Consider the following 17,411-nt stretch of genomic DNA (forward strand, 5'->3'; position numbering starts at 1 on the left):
TGCTTTACCTCTCTGAAACGCCTATGAATAAAGGCTTTCCGTAGTGTTTTCAATATTCAGAGTTAAACCGCTTCGTTCTGTGCCCCATAGAATAAATCGCTTTCTTTCGTTGCATAATCATTTAATTTTTTCTTGGTTAACACTTATACTAGTTTCTGAGAATTATTACGCTCAAATATAACTTTATTTTTTTTCTAAAATAAACAAATATAAAGAATTTAATTTATGAAAAACATGGCTTCCGTGTAAACTTGTTGTTTAATTTAATGAAAAACGCTGTTTTTATGTGTGGATTTTGGGTGGATGTACGGGCTTTACTGCTTGATAATAAGATGTCTATCTTCTATTTTTCAGAAACGTTGATTATTAAAGATGATGTAAAATCAGTCGGAGGGATTTTAGAAAAAGTTTATTCGTTCCAGCCGATTTTGAAGTATCTGGATAATGAAATGTTGCATGGGTATAAAAAGATTTTTTCTTATACCCGGCAACTTGTTATAGGAAGTCTATTATTGAATGATATTTCCTTCTATCGTAACATTTTTACATTCCTGAGTCTTTATCAACTCATCTAAGGTGAAAGTTTTGGGAGTTAAGAACAGATTGTCTGTGATTTTCAGACCGTCGACCGATTTGGCCGAAACGGCATCGGCTCCTGTCAGTTGGAAACGGTTGTTCGAGATGGTGATGTTACGATGTACGTAGCCTCCATTTCGGTCGTTTTCGGGAGCAATGAAGATTACCGGAGCACCACATTCGATGAAATTATTATTGCGGATGGTGACGTCGCGTGCCATGCCCGATTCAAACCAGCTACGAGCGTCGTCGGCGATCAGGATACCGCTCATTTGCATCCGGAAGAAAGTGTTATTTTCTATAATCACTTTGCGGCGAGTAGATACCAGGATACCACGTGTGGGAATACGGGAGAAATAGTTACCACGGATAACGACCTCAGGAGTATAAGTTACATTTTCGATGACAAGACCTTCTGTTTCTCTGAGCTCGGAGGTTATTGGTTTGTCGATGGTAACAATAATTTCCCGTTCATTTTTCATTTCGGCTTTTTTTATCCTGGCGGATGCGAGAGGCATCAGAGAGTGTGGCTGAATGAACTCAATCGTATTGCCCGGTAGGAATGATTGGAAACCAAACGTTTGATGATGCATATATCTGACAACAACCTGGTTGGAAGAAAGAAATTCTGTTACAGCCAGATGGGTTCCATGTATGTTGATAGGATCGTCGTGTGCCCCGGAGAAACGGGAGTTTTCGACGGTGATTTTTCCTTTACAGCCGGACATCTGTACGAAATCGGCAAAGCCGGCGCAGGTACGTCCACTTCCGGCTTCCGGTTCGAAAGTCATATTGCGGTAAGTAATGTTTTCGGACATTTGCCCGACAATGCCGAAATTCCCCAGGAAAGCCAGATGCAAGTTTTCTAATGTGACATTTTTGCTATATTGGATCAATCCGCAAGCCTCGTCGCGTATGCCGTCGCGCATTTGGAAAGTTAATCCCGGCTGGGCTTGTGGAGTGCCATCGTATACGAAACGGAGTAAATTGGGTTCGAGCTCGATTGCTTTACGAAGGCCGGTGAGGGGTGACCAGCTGCGCCAAGTTATATCCTTTTCCGGGTCGTAACTCTGTGCGATACCGTCGGATAACGACCAGCTGTCGCCTACAAATGAGAATTTACCGTCATTAATCCGGTAGCGCGATTGCGGGTGGATACGTACGGTCATATGATGTTCGCCAACTTCGGTAACGGTCAGTTCCGGTACGGTTGGATCGGCCGCTGTAACAGTGAGGTTGCGGAATGTGATGTTTTCGCATTGGTCGATCACGAAGCTCGTCATTTCGCCATGTGTGATGAGATGGGCTCCTTTTCCGTCGATCGTGATGTTTTTTAATCCTTTCAGCCATAATCCGATATGCTTTGTCTGATCCGGATTCTCTTTTTCGGATGTTGTGTTTGATATATGGTAAAGTATCTGCGACGAACTTTCCCTGTGGATGTTGTAGTTGGCATTTTGCAATTCGATAACAACTGCTTTCCCGTTGTAACTTCTTGCCTGCTCTACCGCTGCCTGGAGCTTCTTTGTCATATCCCCATTTTCGGGACTTACTTTAATAATATTTTGTGCCGTAGCAGTAAGCACAAAAAATGAACAAATGGTAAAAAGAATTGATTTTTTCATGGTATTTTTGTCTAATTGAATTAAAAACTACATTAGTACAAATGTATAGGATTGGACTTTGTCTACCAAATTAAACCAGATAAAAATGAATTCGTAAATAGCTGTATATCTTACTTAAAATAAAATTTTACCAGACATAAATTATCATCTTCCTGTATGTCTTTTATTTTTGTAATTTCTTCTGCGGAAAGACTTTCTTTATATGCATCGATCTCTTCAGGTGAAATAATACTGACCATATATTCGTCTGTAAAAATGCGAGTATTCTTTATTTTGGCGCCGCCAGTCAGCGTGTCGAATACATACGATTTACCATCTTTTTTTCGGTAAAAGACGTTACGCCATTTGTCGATGCTCCAACTTTCCAATACAGTATAATAATATTCTTTGTTTTGATACTGACAAGAGAAGTAATAAGGAATTTCAAGCGTTTCTGTCAGTTGTGGGAATATATTCGGATCTTCTTTCACTCTTTCTTTATAGGGGACTAAATCCAGATTTTCACTCCCAAAATCCCATGTATATGCCAGCTCTACCGTGTCTTTAGTAAATCGATAGACTTCATTTGCAAACTGAGTTGAAAAATAGTTTTCGCCTTTGTATTGATAAAATACGTCAATACACATATTGCTCATGAATGTGTTGTCTGTATCTTTCCAGAACCCTCCAACGGTTTTACCTGTGTTCATATCATAAAATGTAACTTTGTCATCCGGTGGTCCGAACAGTGTCCAATAAGCGATAAGCCCATTGTCGATTTCTATCATATCCTGTTGGCCTCCAATTGGCAAAATGTCTTTTTTTATAAAGTTCCCTTCCATATTGTAGGTATATATGGCTCCCATTGGACTTAACATATAAATTAGTTTTTTTCTGGTTTGGTTATCATTTCGTAAATCAGATGATATTCATCAGGACCATTCCCATTCTTATCTATCTTATATAAAAAAGAGCCTTGTTTATTGAAACAATATAAAATAGACTGCTGAGTGTCAAGGATATAATATTGGTCTTTATATTCTGTTATTCTTCCTATTGTTTTAATTAAGCATTGATCGGATGTCTCTAAAGGTATAATTTTTATATCTTTAAATAGAGTGGAAGCCGTTAATTCTTCAGGTTTGAGAGGAACAGATAATATATTTTGTTTAGACTCGTTACTTTTTTCTTTGCAGGAAGGAAATAACAAGCAGAGAAGAACTATGATAAAAATGTTTGTAGCTTTGATAAGGAATAGATTTCTCTTATTTGCAGAATGTTTTTTCATGATAATTCTCTGTTTTTGTTTACTTTGCAAATGAAGTTAATTCTTTGTACTAAATGAAATATTTGTCGTGCAATTATTAATTTTGGATTGTTAATACAGAAAGTGCAATTATGGAACAGCTAGAAAACAAGCCTGGATTTTTCCAGAAAATCAGAAACAAGATCAACGCTTTTCTTCATAACAAGAAATTGAAGGAGAAGCTATATATTATTATATTCGAATCAGATACTCCTAAAGGGAAGTTGTTTGATGTTTTTCTTATTGGGTTTATCATTGCTAGCGTGTTGGTGGTGATATTGGAGAGTGTCGTGACCTTTTCCGATCGTTTCAAGCTGATCCTTCAGATACTGGAATATGTGTTTACTGCTTTCTTTACTTTCGAATATCTGGTGCGGATTTATTGTAGCCCTAAACCGAAGAAATATATATTCAGCTTTTTCGGAATTGTGGATTTACTGGCTACATTGCCTTTGTATCTTGGCTTTTTCTTTAGGGGGGCACGTTACCTGTTAATTATAAGAACTTTCCGTTTGATCCGGGTGTTTCGTGTGTTCAAGTTGTTTAATTTCCTGGAAGAGGGGAATTTGTTGCTGGTGTCTTTGCGGCTGAGTAGTCGGAAGATCTTTGTGTTTTTCTTTTTTGTCCTTATCCTGGTTACTTCGATTGGGACGATCATGTTTATGGTCGAGGGTACGCAACCGGATACCCAATTCAATAATATACCCAATTGTATTTATTGGGCGATAGTTACCATGACAACGGTCGGTTATGGAGATATAACGCCTGTTACCCCTGTCGGACGTTTTATCTCGGCTTGCGTGATGCTGATAGGTTATACGATCATTGCAGTCCCGACGGGGATCGTTTCGGCTACGATGATGAAAGAGCATCGCAAACGTAGTCTGTTGCAATGTCCCCATTGTTTCCGGACAGGACATGAAGAAGAAGCTAAGTTCTGCAAGTATTGTGGAGGAAAGCTAGATGATACAAAATAAAATTGGTCAACTTTCTTATCGTTTTAACTAGCGCGTTTCGTGAATATTTTTATATTTGCGCATATGAAAACACTATTAGCCACTATTGTAGCAGCATTGCTTATCACTATTCTGTTTTGTGCCGGAGGATATAGCTTATACCGTATTGAAGCTGATCCGACATTGTTTATTCTCGTTTTGGGGATTGCCTGGGCTGTTTCGCTCTGGCTGCTTTTTTCCACCGTGTTCAGTAAAAAGCGAAAGAGATCTATTTCTTTTTTAAGGCATTGATCCCGGAAAGATCAAATGAACATAATCCGAAATCATCTTCATAACTGAAACCGATCAATTGCTTGTCATCTTCGCTGATACAGATGTTCATCAGGTTGATATCTGTTTCCAGTTGACAGACAGGATTACCTTCCCAGTCGTAGATGAGAATATGTCGGGCACGTAAAACATCTTCAAGGCCTCCCTCTGTTTTCTTATTCCAATATTTTCCTGAATATAGAATGTAGATGAAATTATTCGTAGTCTTCATATCCAGGCTACCGAAAATGTCGTCCTTTTCATGTGAGGTCCCGAATCCTCCGGGGATATTTATGTCTTTATATTTTGCATAAATTTCATGCCTTAAAGCAATGGGGCGTATACTGTCTTTTCCTATTTCGTAGATATCCAGAATGACCCCGTTGCGTGTCGCGAAAGCTATTCGTCCGTTTTGTCGGTTTCCAGCCATTGAACCTTGGTAGGCGAACATTTTGAGTGCGTTGGATAATTCTATCCCGTCGTTGGGGAAATCTCCGAACGAACGTATTACCTGACCTTGCCGATCGAGCAAAGTGTATCGCTCGTCCGCTTTGTTTTCATATTTATAGTTGAAAAGCGATGTGATGAAAAAGGTATCGAGGCGGATTACATTAAAAGGAGTATTGTCGATCTTTAAGGAAGACAGTCTTTTACCGGAGGGGGACAAATTATGTATTTTACGTGTTCTGCTATCAATAGCCAGAATCGAGCCGTCGGGCTCTTTTTCAGAAATTTGTAAAAATAGAAAATCATCCGGCCCTTCTCCTAACCGGGCGATAGACACAACGCTGTCTGCATTGTAATAAATCTTATCGATAAGAGATTCCCCTTTAAAATTATCCTTAATGAGGAATCCTTCTTTTTCGTATAATATCATATTTCCCTGGGACGGTAATTTTTCAGGTGTAATATTCAACTTTTTGTGTTTGATTGAGTATACTTCCGAAAAATGATTGAATGGTATATCTTTTGTGGATTTTTGGGAACCGGAAGAACAAGAGATAAGGCATCCGAAGAGGATAAAGTATATAATGTGATGAATTTTCATATCAATCTTTTGATTTACTGTTTATATCTTTCAACGTATCTTTTATAACGTACCATATAACGCAGACGATCATGACCAGCATGATGGCACTGCCGCCTACACTGATTATTGTTTTTATGTATTGATCCATCTTTTGAAAGGCATTAGGTTTATAGATATAGTTACTACTTGCTAAAGATAGGCATAAGAATATTAATAATTGGGTTATCCGCGGAATAATTATATTGCCGTGAAAAGAAAAATAGTTGTTGTGGTCTAATATTGTTTATATTTGCGGTGTTATGGATGGAGATCGGGAATATGATTTACGATTATTATGAACATTGTATTGGCACAGAATCCCAATTACAAATAACATTAAGATATGAACAAGTTAATCAATAATCGCGGACTGTTTCTTTCCTTAGGAAGCTTGGTCGCTTTTAGCAGTTGCGCTCAACAACAAGCGCAAGATCAGAAGAAACCTAATATCGTCTTTATCTTTGCAGACGATATGGGATATGGGGATGTATCGGCGTTGAATGAGAATTCGAAGCTGAAGACAACGAATATCGACCGGATTGCCAATGAAGGGGTGATATTTACGGATGCCCATTCCAGTTCGTCTGTCAGTACCCCATCCCGGTACAGCCTGTTGACAGGGCGGTATAACTGGCGGTCGGATCTGAAGGACGGTGTCCTGTATGGTTACGACAAGGCACTTATCCCGCAGGATCGCCGGACGATTGCGAATGTCCTGGGAGAATGCGGTTATCAGACTGCTGCTATCGGTAAGTGGCATCTGGGGTGGGACTGGAATAATATCGAGGCAGGGCCGGAAAACGTCGATTTCAGTCAGCCGATCACTAACGGGCCGACTACGCGTGGCTTCGACTATTATTATGGGATCTCGGCATCTCTCGATATGGCTCCTTACGTATATGTGGAAAATGACAAGGTTACGGCTTTGCCCGACCGGGAGACAGTCAATACCGGCATGGGATTCTGGCGTAAAGGACCGACCGGAGCGGATTTCGATCATGAGCAGACACTTCCGCACCTGATCGATAAGGCGGTAGGTTATATCCACGACAAGTCGAAGGAGGATAAACCTTTCTACCTGTATCTGCCGTTGCCAGCCCCTCATACCCCGATTCTTCCGATCAAGGAATACCAGGGCAAATCCGGCCTTAACCCTTACGGAGATTTTGTTTTGATGGTGGACGATATGGTTGGTAAGGTGATGAAAGCGTTGAAAGATGCGGGTGTCGAAGAGAATACGATCATCGTTTTCAGTACGGATAACGGTTGCAGCCCGCAGGCTAAATTCGATGAACTTCAGGAGAAAGGGCATTATCCCAGTTATATCTATCGCGGACATAAGGCCGACCTGTTTGACGGTGGCCACCGTATCCCTTGCGTAGTGAGATGGCCGGCTCAGATAAAGCCTCATGTGGTCGACCAGACCATTTGCCTGACGGATTTCTTCGCTACATTTGCCGCTGTTGCCGATTACCAGTTGAAGGATACGGAAGGAGAGGACAGTTATAATATCCTGCCTTTATTGTTGAACGAAAAAGAAAGCAATGTGATCCGTGAAGCGACTGTTCATCATTCTATAAACGGTGAATTTACAATCCGTAAGGGGGATTGGAAATTGTTGTTATCACCGAGCTCCGGCGGATGGAGTTTCCCGAAGCCGGGTACGGATGACGAGGTGATCAAAACGCTGCCGCTTGTTCAGTTGTACAATATGAAGGAAGATCCCGCAGAAACAAACAACGTTTATGCCGAACATCCGGAGATTGTAAAAGAACTGAAAGACCTGATGGTGAAATACGTCAAAGATGGTCGCAGCACTCCGGGGACTCCCCAGAAGAATGATGGGCCCGAAGTCTGGAAGCAGTTGAGCTGGATGGAATAGATCATCGGATCTTGATTATATATATCCCGGATAGTAACCTTATTATCCGGGATATTTTTTGTCTGTTTGCCTGGTATTACGCAAACGTTTGCGTAAATTTTACCGGATAATATTTCGTATACAAAAGACAAAGGCGTATTTTTGGTAACTCATTTACTAACTTCAAATCAAAATGCCAATCATGAGGAAAAGAATTGTTTGTTTATTTGGAAGTCTACTTTTCTCTGTAGCCCTTTGTGCACAGGACAATGGTATGTCTTTCCGGAATACTATTAAGATCGAACCCGGCGACAGCCACGAAGTCATTATTGAAAAGGCCGCCCATGTTGTCCCCTCTCCGAATCAGCTGAGTGCATTGCAAAATGAATACATCGCGTTTATTCACTTCGGACCGAATACGTTTACTCGTAAGGAATGGGGAAACGGCATGGAAGACCCGAAAGTGTTTGACCTGAAGGAACTCGATACCGACCAGTGGTGCGAGGCCATGAAAGCGGCCGGGATGAAGATGGTCATTATTACGGTAAAGCACCATGACGGATTTGTACTGTGGCAGAGCCGCTACACAAAGCATGGTATCATGTCGTCGGGCTTTGAAGGCGGCAAAGGCGATATCCTGAAGGAATTATCCGCTTCCTGTCAGAAATACGGTTTGAAACTGGGCGTTTACCTCTCTCCGGCCGATCTGTTCCAGATAGAAAGTCCGGCCGGCCTGTATGGTAATCTCAGTAAATATACTAAACGGACGATTCCGCGCGAAGTTCCCGGCAGACCGTTTGCCAATCCGACAAAATTCGAGTTTGTGGTGGACGATTATAACGAATATTTCCTGAACCAGTTATTCGAGTTGCTGACCGAATACGGCCCTATCCATGAGGTTTGGTTCGACGGGGCGCACCCGAAGCGCAAAGGGGGACAGACTTACAACTATCCCGCCTGGAAGAAGCTGATCCATACCCTGGCTCCGAATGCCGTTATTTTCGGTCGCGAAGATGTGCGTTGGTGCGGTAACGAGGCCGGAGGAACAAGGCCGACAGAATGGAACGTGATACCTTATCAGGCCGACCCCGATACCATGACGCAGTTTGCCGATATGACGGATGCCGTACTGGGTGGCCGCGACGAATTATATAAAGGGAAATACCTGCATTACCAACAGGCGGAAACCAATACTTCCATCCGCGAAGGCTGGTTCTACCGGGATGATACGCACCAGAAGGTGAGAAGTGCCGACGACATGTTCGATATATATGAACGTGCCGTGGGAGGAAACTCCACTTTCCTGTTGAATATCCCTCCCAACCGCGACGGTCGGTTCTCTCCTGCTGATGTCGCTTCGTTGAAAGAGGCTGGAAAACGTATCCGGGAAACCTATGGAACGGATCTTTTGCAGGGGGCGCAAGGACCGGTACAGGTACTGGATGGTAAATCCGATACCTATTTATTGCTGGATGAAGGACATAAAGAGTTTACTGTGGCAATGCCTGCTCCGGTTACAATCAACCGTATCATGCTCCAGGAAGCTGTGGCAACAAATGGAGAACGTGTAGAAAAGCATGCCATAGATGCCTGGATAAATGGAGCCTGGAAAGAGATAGCCGTCTCTACCAATATCGGTTACAAACGTATCCTCCGCTTCCCGGAAGTGACAACCGATAAACTGCGTTTCCGTTTACTCGAATCGCGCCTGACACCTGCTATCAGTCATATTTCCGCTCATTACTATACAGCCCGTCCGCCGCAGTTGAGCTTTAAGCAGGATGTGGATGGCCTGGTGACAATAGAACCTAAATTACAGGATTTCGGCTGGAATCCTCACGGCCAGAATGCAGCCGGTAACCTGAATGTCGGATATACCATTTATTATACGACCGACGGTACGGAACCGGGTGAAACGTCTAAGGAATATAAAGAACCGTTTAAGACGGATCGCGGCGAGCTGAAAGCCGTTGCTATTCTGAAAGGAGAAAGAGGACCTGTGCATACCGAGCGTCTGGGACTAACGAAGAAAAACTGGAAGTTGCTGGAAGTAAGCAGCGAAACCAAACGTAATCCGGCTATTGCGGCATTCGATGCCAAGCCGGCTACTTTCTGGTGTTCGGAAGAAGGGGCCCTGCCACAGTTCATTGCCATCGACCTCGGTTCGAAGGAAACATTGAATGGTTTCGCTTATACGCCCCAGACGCGTAACCCGGAAGGAATGATGGCGAAAGGTGTTATCAAAGTCAGTGACGACGGCAAGAACTGGAAAGAAGTAGAGTCCTTTGAGTTCGGTAACCTGATTAACGACCCGAGCAAACGTTATCATTACTTCAAGCAGCCGGTATCAGCCCGTTATATCCGTGTCGAAGCGACCGAGATAGCGGCTAATGGCAAGGTTGTCTCTGTTGCCGAATTCGACCTGCTCTGATTGAAAATACTTTAAAAGCTTTTGATGTCTCCGGAAAACAACTACTTTTGTTGTCCGGAGACATCTTTTTGTATTTAATACCTAATTATCATGAATATACGCTTATTATCTTCCCTTTTCCTATTATTTTGTTGTCTTGCGTGCGCGGAAACACAAAAGAAGGAGTCGCTCGTTTTGTGGTATGACGAACCTTCCGAAAGTTGGAATGACGCTCTTCCCGTGGGGAACGGTCGTGCCGGTGCAATGGTGTTCGGCGGTGTAGACAAAGAACAGCTGCAACTGAATGAAAATACCTTGTACAGCGGGGAACCTTCCACTACATTCAAAGATATTAAGATCACTCCCGAAATGTTCGACAGGGTAGTCGGGCTGATGAAAGCACAACGGTACGACGAGGCCTCCGATCTGGTCTGTAAACATTGGCTGGGGCGTCTGCATCAGTATTACCAGCCTTTCGGCGACCTGTTTATCGAGAATAACAAGCCGGGTGAAGTATCCGGTTACAAGCGTGAACTGAACATCTCGGATGCCATAACCCGTACGGTTTTTCAGCAGGACGGCGTACAGTATGAGCGGGAAGTGTTCGCATCTTACCCCGACGACGTGATCATTCTTCACCTGAAGAGCAGTACGCCTGAAGGCCTCGATCTTTCTCTGAATTTTACCTCTCCCCATCCTACGGCCAGGCAGTCGGAAGGTTCGGATCGTCTGGTTCTGCACGGACAGGCTCCCGGGTATGTGGAACGCCGTACTTTCGAGCAGATGGAAGCATGGGGCGACCAGTATAAACATCCGGAGTTGTATGACGAGAAAGGAAACCGCAAATTCGATAAACGTGTGCTCTACGGCGATGAGATCGATAACAAAGGTATGTTCTTCGAAGCCCAACTGAAACCTGTCCTGCCCAAAGGGGGAGACTATGAGATAACCGATAAAGGCATACATGTTTACAATACCGGCGAAGTCTATTTCGTCCTGAGTATGGCTACCAGCTTCAACGGTTTCGACAAAAGTCCCAGCCGCGAAGGTGTAGACCCGTCCGCAAAGGCAGCCGGTATCCTGGATAAAGCCCTGGCTTATGATTATAAACAGTTGAAACAACGTCATGTGACCGATTATCAGAGCCTGTTCGACCGGGTAGATTTGCAATTGCCTTCTACTCCCGAGCAGAAAGCAATGCTGACCGATCAGCGTATCCGGCAGTTTGAAGCTGTTTCGGATCCCGATCTGGCAGCCCTGCTGTTTCAGTTCGGCCGTTATCTGATGATCAGCGGTTCGCGTCCCGGCGGACAACCGTTGAACTTGCAAGGTATCTGGAATAAAGATGTTGTTCCTGCCTGGAACAGCGGATATACGATCAATATAAATACGGAAATGAATTACTGGCCGGCCGAACTCACCAATCTTTCGGAATGCCACGAGCCGCTTTTCCGTCTGATCGATGAATTAGCGGTTTCAGGAGCCGAAACTGCCCGTAATATGTATAACCGTCGTGGTTGGGTAGGCCATCACAATACTTCTATCTGGCGCGAGTCGGTTCCGAACGACAATGTACCGACCGCTTCTTTCTGGCCGATGGTACAAGGTTGGTTATGCAGTCATCTGTGGGAACACTACCAGTACACACAAGACGAAGAGTTCCTGAAGAACCGCGCTTATCCGTTGATGAAAGGTGCAGCCGAGTTCTTTGCCGACTGGCTGATCGACGATGGCAACGGCCGTCTGGTAACTCCTGTCGGTGTCTCTCCTGAAAATCGTTTCATCATGGATAACGGCAAACAAGGTGCTATGTCGATGGGGCCGACAATGGATATGGCGATTATCCGCGAAACATTCACCCGTACGCTTGAAGTGGCGGAAAGATTGGATCAGGATGAACCCTTACGTACTGAACTGAAAGATAAACTTTCACGTCTGTTGCCTTATCAGGTAGGCGAACGCGGCCAGTTGCAGGAGTGGATGTATGACTTTAAAGAGTGGGAGCCGAAACACCGTCATTTCTCTCATTTATACGGCCTTCATCCCGGCAATCAGATCACAGCAGATGCCACTCCCGAACTGTTCGATGCAGCCAAACAAACACTGATCCTGCGTGGCGATGAGGCTACCGGCTGGTCGATGGGCTGGAAGATCAACTGTTGGGCGCGTTTGCAGGATGGCAACCATGCTTACAAGATCGTCTCCAATCTCTTCAATCCTGTCGGCTTCGGTAACGGACGCAAGGGGGGCGGACTATTCAAGAATATGCTGGATGCCCATCCGCCTTTCCAGATCGACGGCAACTTCGGTTATACCGCAGGTGTTGCCGAAATGCTGCTGCAAAGTCATGCCGGGTTTATCCAATTGCTGCCTGCTCTTCCGGATGTATGGAGCGAAGGAGCTGTCTCCGGTCTGAAGGCACGTGGCAACTTTGAAGTCGCAATGAAATGGCAACAAGGCAGTCTGTCTGAAGCTACTATCCTTTCCGGAAGTGGGAAGGAGTGCCGGTTGAGAACGTCCCTTCCTATTGCGGTGAAACAGGGTGGTAATGCAATAGTAACTTCTTCCCCGGTTACTTCCAACGGGAAAGAATACTATGAAACGGTCTTTGCTACGGTAGCCGGGAAGAGCTACCAGGTAAGTCCGGTCGCTCCTTGATATAGTCTCTAATGGCTGGGGAGTATTTATATTTACCTACCGATGTAATCTGTTGCCGACACTGTCGATAATATTGTTGACACTGTCGAAAGCTTTGCCGACGCTGTCGTTTATTTTGCCGACACTGTCGGCAACAAGTCGCATCAGCAGGTAATCAGGATAACCTCCGGTCTGACAGAAACTTACTTCCTGATAATTATAACAAACAAGCGCATAACAAAAAACAGATATCTTATGAACAAAAAATTAACCTTATTAAGTACTGCCATGTTATCGACTACGAGTTCGTTGACCGCAGACGAAAGACAATTCGACTTTCTGGGACGGATTTGTATTCTAAAATTACTATCTTTGCGGCTGTTTGAATAAAATAAAGAATTTAGAAATGGAAACAGTAGTAAGTGGCATCAGGCCAACAGGTAATTTGCATCTGGGGAATTACTTCGGAGCAGTAAAGAGTTTTCTGCAAATGCAGAATGAGTATAATTGCTTTTTCTTTATTGCAGACTGGCACTCCCTGACTACACATCCGCGTCCGGCAAATATCCGTGAAAGTGCAAAGACGATCCTGGCCGAATACCTGGCTTGCGGTATCGATCCGGAGAAGGCTACCATCTATATACAGAGCGATGTTCGCGAAGTGGCAGAGTTGTATCTCTACCTCAATATGAATGCCGGTATCGGTGAGTTGATGCGTACGACCTCGTTCAAGGATAAAGCGCGTCAGCAACTGCATATCGACCGTGTAAATACCGAAGAGGGTGATGTCGAGAGAGAGATCTTTAACGAAGGAAACAAGCATAGTGTAAATGCCGGTCTGTTGACTTATCCGACTTTAATGGCTGCCGATATCATTATCCACAAGGCTTTGAAAGTGCCGGTAGGAAAAGACCAGGAGCAGAATATGGAGATGGCGCGTCGTTTTGCCCGTCGTTTCAATTCTACCTATGAAGTTGAATTCTTCCCCGAACCTGCTTCTTTCCACCTGACAGAGAAGGCTGTAAAAGTGCCGGGTCTGGATGGTTCCGGTAAGATGGGTAAGAGCGAAGGCAACGCAATCTATCTGATCGACGACGAGAAGGCTATCAAGAAAAAGGTAATGAAAGCCGTTACCGATGCAGGTCCTACGGAACCGAACAGCGTGAAGCCCGAACCGATCGCCAACCTGTTCGCGATGATGGATATCGTATCGACAAAAGATACGTACGATTTCTTCAACGAGAAGTACAATAACTGCGAGATCCGTTACGGTGATATGAAGAAGCAGCTAGCCGAAGATATCAACAATTTCTGTGCTCCGATCCGTGAACGCATCTTCGATATCCGTTCCAATGAGGAATATATGGAAAAAGTAGCCCGCATGGGAGCTGAAAAGGCTTCAGCCAGTGCAGCTAAAACTCTGGCAGAGGTTCGTGAGATTATCGGTTTCCGCCCGTATTGATATTAATACAGAATAAAATAGGAAAGAGGTTGTTTCGAAAGAGGCAACCTCTTTCTTTTTATTAAATATGTGATAAAGAAGCTGAAATTCTACCTGATTATCAAGAAAACTCTTTTACTTTGTAGCGAATAGTTACAGATAACAAACGTATGGCAACCATTTCCAGTGGAGAGTTTGAGCGGTATTTCAAGGATTTATATAAACCCTTGTGTCTTTTTGCGCTCCGATTTACTGAACGGTTAGATGATGCGGAGGATATTGTTCAACAGGCTTTTGCCGATGTATGGGACAAAAATATCAATAATATACTGATTGATAATCTGAAGTCGTATATGTATCAGGCTGTACGTAACCGTTCCCTTTCGCTTGTTACACAGCCTGCCGATTTGCAGACTACCGACCAGCTTCCGGATATGGAAGACTCATCGGAGGAAGAGCAGGTCTACAATGCAGAACGCGATGCCCGCCTGTGGAACGCGATAGACGGCTTACCTCCCGAACGCAAAAAAATCTTTTTACTTTCGAAACGCGACGGTCTGAAGTACCAGGAGATCGCCGAAGAACTGAATATCTCAATAAAAACGGTTGAGAATCAGATGGGGAAAGCATTGAAAGCATTACGTGAGACGGCAGTACGTATCTATAACTTTCTCTTTGGTCTGGCGTGATCAAATAAAAAAGTTCTGACCGGAGTAGGGGTTTTTTCAGACTTCTCTGTCTTAGAGACAAAAGGTATTACAAATTTTGTTTCACTAAGAAAGAGAATGATGATGAAAAAGATGATGATTTTTGGAGTGATGTTGATGATGATGTTGATGTGTGTGACGAGTGTTAGTGCACAATGGTCTGTAACTCCTGAGGCCGGAATGAATGTGACGAAGTACAAAAATGCATCTGCCGCTATTGGTTTTAAAGCCGGTGCGGCTGTGAGCTATACTTTTGGTTCAGGATTGTTTTCACTTCAATCCGGCCTGTATTATGTACAGCGGGGAACAGGGAAATCTTTTTTCGGAGGAGCCTATGGCAAAGCTATGGATAAAGAGGGAAATATGGTAGATCATTATTTAAACTTTGCTCCGGGTTTTTTAGGTAGTTATAATTATGGTGATTTCATAACTTCCGGTTATTCCGGAATATATGGAGGAGAAGGAGGTTTTCCGATTGATATGCGGGTAGATGGTATTCGTTTGAGTGAAGGAAGTATTCGTCGGGATTATTTGCAGTTGCCGGTTCTTGCCCGTTTTAACTGGAAGATTGGTGAAGATGTAAAGTTTCATATAGCTGCTGGTCCTTATCTGGCTTATGGAATTGGAGGAAAGAGAAAGTACAAGGCAATGGAAATGTCCGATAAGGGCTTTTCAGAAACAGATGAATCTTTTAATCCATTCAAAAATTCCAGTTACGAACGTTTCGACTGGGGATTGACATTTAATGCCGGAGTTGAAGTAAAACGCTTTACGTTTAATGCTTCTTATGACATGGGGCTGGGTAATGAGTATAAATATGATGGTATAGGTTTAAAATATCATACCGTAAGTCTTACAGTAGGGTATAGATTCTAGAGAATAAAAGCAAGCAGATAGGTCAAGTTTATATTTAAAGAATAAAGAAGATGAGAAAGCTTATTTTGATGATGTTGAGTGTGTGGATGATTGGCGGAATGGCGAATGCACAATCCCGTTGGAGTTTGACTCCGGAAGCAGGTATGACGGCCGTTCAACGTGTTGGCTACGGAACGTGGAGACCGGGAGTGAAAGTAGGAACAAGCATCGGTTATCAGTTTAAGCCGGAATGGATTGGACTGAAGACAGGTTTGTTTTATACCAACCGTGGTTATTCAATGGGTGATTATCCGGTGACAAGTCAGTATTTGGACGGTACGACAACGTTTGAACTGATTGGTGGCAGTATTACACAGCATTTCCTGCAATTGCCGGTAATGGCTGATTTCTCCTGGAAGGTAGGAGACAAGGTGCGGATGCATTTAGGGGTTGGTATGTATGCCGGTGTCTCATTATCGAATCATTGGAAATGGGGTTCAAGCATGACGACTGTCTCCAAACCGGATCCAGGCGTGGAGCAAAGGATGATTTCGTATCCTTACCCTTATCCGGGGGGAAATTATGAAATGGCCTATGATACTAATCCATTCGGTGGGCAGAGTTCTTTTGATTGGGGGCTGACTACTTCCTTTGGAATAGAAGTTGACAATTGGATAATTAATGTAGGATATGAATTATCTTTGGGTGACGAAGGTGATAGTTATATGGTGAGGGGAGATAATTTCTCGTTTATGGATGATCGGAGCGTAGGTTCCAATTACAACACCTTGTCGCTCTCTGTCGGTTATAAGTTTAAATTAGGAAAATAATATATGAACAACGAGCAGGAACATAAACTGGAAGAACGCATCCGTTTCGTAGCGAAACACTACGAGGAAGGACGTCTGGATACGGATAAGGCCTGGCAGCAGTTTGCCTCCAGGCATCAGGTACGCCGTACGGTCTCTTTCCGCCGCTACTGGATGGCTGTAGCTTCGGTCTTATTACTGCTCATTGGTTTCAGTACTTATTATATAACAGAACGTAATTTCCCCGAATGGGTAGCGGTAACGACTACCCCGGGACAGCTAAAAGATGTTTACCTACCTGACAGTACTCTGATTTCGATGGCTGGAAATTCCTCCATTCGATATGATGCGAGATCTTACGGAAAGGAGCGGCGTGTAGTGGAGATGAAAGGAAAAGCCTTTTTCCAGGTGACGCGGAACGAAGCACGCCCCTTTTCTGTGTATACTGAACGGACGGAAGTGACCGTATTGGGTACCAGTTTTCAGATAAACGAACAACCCGGCGGAACAGACGTGAATGTGATGACCGGTAAAGTAAGCTTTGGTGCTACCGGAAGTGAAACGGACAAGGTTATATTAACAGCCGGTATGTCGGCTTCGTTCTCTATGGAAAGCAACGGAATAACAATACTCGAAGAAGAAGACCTCAATAGCCTGTCATGGAAAACCAGACAGTTGCGTTTCAATGATACTCCGCTTGAAAAGGTTATCGACGATTTGAATGAATACTATCAGGTAAAAGTAATCAATAAAACAGAAACCCCGAATCTGAAACTGACGGCCACTTTCAATGATCTTCCGTTGGAAGATGTTTTACTGGTTATCAACCAGACGCTGGATACCCGCCTGGCTCCTGATCCCAATAAATAAG

16 protein-coding genes are annotated in these 17,411 nt (G+C 43.8%); 11 read left to right on the forward strand and 5 right to left on the reverse strand.

Annotated elements, in window-relative coordinates; all coding sequences use genetic code 11:
- Positions 1 to 509: 509 nt before the first annotated feature.
- From BQ7394_RS01940 to BQ7394_RS26405, 3 genes are all read right to left on the reverse strand, one after another.
- Positions 510 to 2,201: a right-handed parallel beta-helix repeat-containing protein gene (locus tag BQ7394_RS01940; protein ID WP_082211626.1), complete on the reverse strand. Its 1,692-nt coding sequence runs from the start codon at positions 2,199 to 2,201 to the stop codon at positions 510 to 512.
- A gap of 110 nt (positions 2,202 to 2,311) precedes the next feature.
- Positions 2,312 to 3,058 carry a 6-bladed beta-propeller gene (locus BQ7394_RS26400; RefSeq protein ID WP_262497516.1) on the reverse strand — a complete coding sequence of 249 codons (747 nt, stop codon included), beginning with the start codon at positions 3,056 to 3,058 and terminating at the stop codon, positions 2,312 to 2,314.
- Between the two features lie 5 nt (positions 3,059 to 3,063).
- Entirely contained in the window at positions 3,064 to 3,468 is a 405-nt protein-coding gene (locus tag BQ7394_RS26405) for a 6-bladed beta-propeller (protein WP_262497517.1), read from the reverse strand.
- Positions 3,469 to 3,578: 110 nt separating this feature from the next.
- Here BQ7394_RS26405 and BQ7394_RS01950 point away from each other — a divergent pair, with 110 nt between their 5' ends.
- Positions 3,579 to 4,463, forward strand: a complete 885-nt coding sequence (locus BQ7394_RS01950) for an ion transporter (protein WP_075555826.1) — start codon at positions 3,579 to 3,581, stop codon at positions 4,461 to 4,463.
- A 63-nt stretch (positions 4,464 to 4,526) separates the two neighbouring features.
- Positions 4,527 to 4,733: a hypothetical protein gene (locus BQ7394_RS01955; RefSeq protein ID WP_075555827.1), complete on the forward strand. Its 207-nt coding sequence runs from the start codon at positions 4,527 to 4,529 to the stop codon at positions 4,731 to 4,733.
- Here BQ7394_RS01955 and BQ7394_RS01960 read toward each other — a convergent pair.
- Together BQ7394_RS01960 and BQ7394_RS26410 are read right to left on the reverse strand one after the other, a co-directional pair.
- Positions 4,711 to 5,628, reverse strand: coding sequence for a BF3164 family lipoprotein (locus BQ7394_RS01960; RefSeq protein WP_161951772.1), 918 nt, complete (start codon positions 5,626 to 5,628; stop codon positions 4,711 to 4,713). The genes BQ7394_RS01955 and BQ7394_RS01960 overlap by 23 nt on opposite strands.
- Before the next feature lie 172 nt (positions 5,629 to 5,800).
- Positions 5,801 to 5,929 (reverse strand): hypothetical protein, encoded by a 129-nt coding sequence (locus BQ7394_RS26410; RefSeq protein ID WP_262497518.1) that lies wholly within the window; start codon positions 5,927 to 5,929, stop codon positions 5,801 to 5,803.
- A 234-nt stretch (positions 5,930 to 6,163) separates the two neighbouring features.
- On the opposite strand from BQ7394_RS26410, the gene BQ7394_RS01965 reads away from it, so the two are divergent.
- The 9 genes from BQ7394_RS01965 to BQ7394_RS02000 all read left to right on the forward strand — a co-directional run bounded on the left by BQ7394_RS01965 (position 6,164) and on the right by BQ7394_RS02000 (position 17,410).
- Positions 6,164 to 7,702 (forward strand): sulfatase family protein, encoded by a 1,539-nt coding sequence (locus BQ7394_RS01965; protein ID WP_075555829.1) that lies wholly within the window; start codon positions 6,164 to 6,166, stop codon positions 7,700 to 7,702.
- 181 nt (positions 7,703 to 7,883) lie between these two features.
- Positions 7,884 to 10,112 carry an alpha-L-fucosidase gene (locus BQ7394_RS01970; protein WP_075555830.1) on the forward strand — a complete coding sequence of 743 codons (2,229 nt, stop codon included), beginning with the start codon at positions 7,884 to 7,886 and terminating at the stop codon, positions 10,110 to 10,112.
- A gap of 90 nt (positions 10,113 to 10,202) precedes the next feature.
- A complete protein-coding gene (locus tag BQ7394_RS01975; RefSeq protein WP_075555831.1) occupies positions 10,203 to 12,749 on the forward strand; it encodes a glycoside hydrolase family 95 protein in 2,547 nt (848 codons plus the stop codon).
- Between the two features lie 234 nt (positions 12,750 to 12,983).
- A complete protein-coding gene (locus tag BQ7394_RS26415; RefSeq protein ID WP_262497519.1) occupies positions 12,984 to 13,118 on the forward strand; it encodes a hypothetical protein in 135 nt (44 codons plus the stop codon).
- A 16-nt stretch (positions 13,119 to 13,134) separates the two neighbouring features.
- Positions 13,135 to 14,190, forward strand: coding sequence for a tryptophan--tRNA ligase (trpS, locus tag BQ7394_RS01980; protein ID WP_075555832.1), 1,056 nt, complete (start codon positions 13,135 to 13,137; stop codon positions 14,188 to 14,190).
- A gap of 149 nt (positions 14,191 to 14,339) precedes the next feature.
- A complete protein-coding gene (locus tag BQ7394_RS01985) occupies positions 14,340 to 14,858 on the forward strand; it encodes an RNA polymerase sigma-70 factor (protein WP_075555833.1) in 519 nt (172 codons plus the stop codon).
- Between the two features lie 102 nt (positions 14,859 to 14,960).
- Positions 14,961 to 15,752: a porin family protein gene (locus BQ7394_RS01990; RefSeq protein WP_235848651.1), complete on the forward strand. Its 792-nt coding sequence runs from the start codon at positions 14,961 to 14,963 to the stop codon at positions 15,750 to 15,752.
- 50 nt (positions 15,753 to 15,802) lie between these two features.
- On the forward strand, positions 15,803 to 16,561 hold the full coding sequence (locus BQ7394_RS01995; protein WP_075555835.1) for a porin family protein: 759 nt from the start codon (positions 15,803 to 15,805) through the stop codon (positions 16,559 to 16,561).
- Positions 16,562 to 16,564: 3 nt separating this feature from the next.
- Entirely contained in the window at positions 16,565 to 17,410 is an 846-nt protein-coding gene (locus BQ7394_RS02000; RefSeq protein ID WP_075555836.1) for a FecR family protein, read from the forward strand.
- Position 17,411: the final 1 nt, after the last annotated feature.

The organism is Parabacteroides timonensis, assembly GCF_900128505.1.
GTDB lineage: Bacteria > Bacteroidota > Bacteroidia > Bacteroidales > Tannerellaceae > Parabacteroides > Parabacteroides timonensis.

What these genes read in the sequence shown, in the direction of transcription:
- BQ7394_RS01940 (WP_082211626.1), bottom strand. Translation starts at nt 2,201, where the DNA reads ATGAAAAAATCAATTCTTTTTACCATTTGTTCATTTTTTGTGCTTACT.
- BQ7394_RS26400 (WP_262497516.1), bottom strand. Translation starts at nt 3,058, where the DNA reads ATGTTAAGTCCAATGGGAGCCATATATACCTACAATATGGAAGGGAAC.
- BQ7394_RS26405 (WP_262497517.1), bottom strand. Translation starts at nt 3,468, where the DNA reads ATGAAAAAACATTCTGCAAATAAGAGAAATCTATTCCTTATCAAAGCT.
- BQ7394_RS01950 (WP_075555826.1), top strand. Translation starts at nt 3,579, where the DNA reads ATGGAACAGCTAGAAAACAAGCCTGGATTTTTCCAGAAAATCAGAAAC.
- BQ7394_RS01955 (WP_075555827.1), top strand. Translation starts at nt 4,527, where the DNA reads ATGAAAACACTATTAGCCACTATTGTAGCAGCATTGCTTATCACTATT.
- BQ7394_RS01960 (WP_161951772.1), bottom strand. Translation starts at nt 5,628, where the DNA reads ATGATATTATACGAAAAAGAAGGATTCCTCATTAAGGATAATTTTAAA.
- BQ7394_RS26410 (WP_262497518.1), bottom strand. Translation starts at nt 5,929, where the DNA reads ATGGATCAATACATAAAAACAATAATCAGTGTAGGCGGCAGTGCCATC.
- BQ7394_RS01965 (WP_075555829.1), top strand. Translation starts at nt 6,164, where the DNA reads ATGAACAAGTTAATCAATAATCGCGGACTGTTTCTTTCCTTAGGAAGC.
- BQ7394_RS01970 (WP_075555830.1), top strand. Translation starts at nt 7,884, where the DNA reads ATGAGGAAAAGAATTGTTTGTTTATTTGGAAGTCTACTTTTCTCTGTA.
- BQ7394_RS01975 (WP_075555831.1), top strand. Translation starts at nt 10,203, where the DNA reads ATGAATATACGCTTATTATCTTCCCTTTTCCTATTATTTTGTTGTCTT.
- BQ7394_RS26415 (WP_262497519.1), top strand. Translation starts at nt 12,984, where the DNA reads ATGAACAAAAAATTAACCTTATTAAGTACTGCCATGTTATCGACTACG.
- trpS (WP_075555832.1), top strand. Translation starts at nt 13,135, where the DNA reads ATGGAAACAGTAGTAAGTGGCATCAGGCCAACAGGTAATTTGCATCTG.
- BQ7394_RS01985 (WP_075555833.1), top strand. Translation starts at nt 14,340, where the DNA reads ATGGCAACCATTTCCAGTGGAGAGTTTGAGCGGTATTTCAAGGATTTA.
- BQ7394_RS01990 (WP_235848651.1), top strand. Translation starts at nt 14,961, where the DNA reads ATGAAAAAGATGATGATTTTTGGAGTGATGTTGATGATGATGTTGATG.
- BQ7394_RS01995 (WP_075555835.1), top strand. Translation starts at nt 15,803, where the DNA reads ATGAGAAAGCTTATTTTGATGATGTTGAGTGTGTGGATGATTGGCGGA.
- BQ7394_RS02000 (WP_075555836.1), top strand. Translation starts at nt 16,565, where the DNA reads ATGAACAACGAGCAGGAACATAAACTGGAAGAACGCATCCGTTTCGTA.